Here is a 297-nt window from a genome sequence, read left to right as displayed (position 1 = left end):
GACAATGACGGATTAAACAACGGAGAAGAAACTACAGGCGTAGACGATCCAACAACACCAGCCGATCCAAATGGTAATACAACGGATCCACAAGATCCAGATACGGATGGCGACGGAGTTACTGACGGAGACGAGGCAAACGATGGCACAAATCCAAACGATCCATGTGATTTTGTAGCAGCCAACCAAACGGTAACGGTAGAAGCAGCATGGAACGACTTAGACTGTGATAATGACGGACTAACCAATGAAGAAGAAGTTACAGGCGTAGACGATCCAACGACACCAGCGAATCCA

The 297-nt window shown here is 47.5% G+C and carries 1 protein-coding gene; it reads left to right on the top strand.

The window, feature by feature from the left end; translation table 11 throughout:
* A partial coding sequence (locus Q0845_RS27770; RefSeq protein WP_298521224.1) for a thrombospondin type 3 repeat-containing protein occupies positions 1 to 297 on the top strand: 297 nt, incomplete at both ends.

It is taken from the genome of uncultured Kordia sp., from assembly GCF_947489565.1.
Lineage (GTDB): Bacteria > Bacteroidota > Bacteroidia > Flavobacteriales > Flavobacteriaceae > Kordia.
This window is presented reverse-complemented; position numbering and strand designations above follow the sequence as displayed.